The organism is Streptococcus sp. GMD4S (assembly GCF_000296955.1).
The window spans coordinates 1-1188 of sequence record NZ_AJRE01000249.1; the positions used below are offsets into that span (position 1 = coordinate 1).

1 protein-coding gene is annotated in these 1188 nt (G+C 40.5%); it reads right to left on the reverse strand.

Annotation, left to right across the window (positions count from 1 at the left end):
- On the reverse strand, positions 1 to 1129 hold a 1129-nt coding region (gene ftsA / locus GMD4S_RS09090; protein WP_000196344.1), incomplete at its 3' end, for a cell division protein FtsA.
- Positions 1130 to 1188: the final 59 nt, after the last annotated feature.

Below are 1188 nucleotides of genomic sequence, written 5' to 3' on the forward strand. Positions count from 1 at the left end.
TGACTTCAGTCAATTTACCAGCAAACTCAGACAAGCTAATCACGTGCGCAAATGCAGGGTTGCGAATTCCAACTTGATTTGGTACATAGAGTTTTACGCGAACACCAAATACTTCTTGGGCTAATTCAACAATTCCTGGTAAAATTGCATTTCCACCGATAAGGACGATACCTCCTGGCAAATCCAACAAGTGTCTTCTTTCCAACTCTTGTTTGATTTGGTCAAAGATATGTTTGATGCGTGCTGAGATAATTTCTGCCAAGTAGCTTTCTGTTACTTCAACAGGTTCTACTTCACCAATTACTTCAACTTGGAAAGTTTCGTTACTCGCAAGTGGAACGTAAGCTTCACCATAGTTCAGTTTCAAACTTTCTGCAATTTTTTGAGATGTTTTCAAGACTTTAGAAATGTCTTTAGTAACGTAATCTCCACCTTCTTGGTAGATGTTAGTGAACTGCAATTCTTGGTTACGGATAGTCGCTACAGTAGTCTGACCTCCACCCATGTCAATGACAGTCGCACCAAATTCACGTTCGCCTTCATTAAGAACTGAGTTCACAATCGCCAATGGTGAAATAATCACATTATCAACATGAATACCTACACGCTCAACTGTCTTACGAAGATTGTGTAGAATCGTACGAGGACCTGTGTAAAGCAGACCACGCATTTCCAAGCGAACACCCATCATACCACGAGGGTCACGGATCCCTTGGAAACCGTCCACGATGAATTCTTCTGGAATAAAGGTAATCACTTCACGATCAGGAGTCATGCTCTTAGTCAAAGCTGATTTGACAACATTTTCAACATCTTGATCCGTGATTTCTTTGGTATCTGAAGTTACAGGAATCATTCCTTGTGTTGGTTCAACCTGCAAGAGGTTTGCTGGAAGGCCAACGTTAACAGACTTAATAGAAATACCAGCTTTCTCTTCCGCCTGTGTGATTGCGGATTTGATTGCTGAAGCAGCTGCTTCAATATCAACAATAATTCCGTCTTTTACACCTTTACTTTTGGCATTGCTAACACCAATTACATTTACTTCACCATCTCTATGCTCAGCTACTAGCACTTTAATCGAGCTAGTTCCGATATCTAAGCCTGTAAAAAAACCATCTCTAGTCATTACATCGCATCCTCTCTGTCTTCCAAGTTTCTCACTTCTATTTAATAACTATGTTTGGG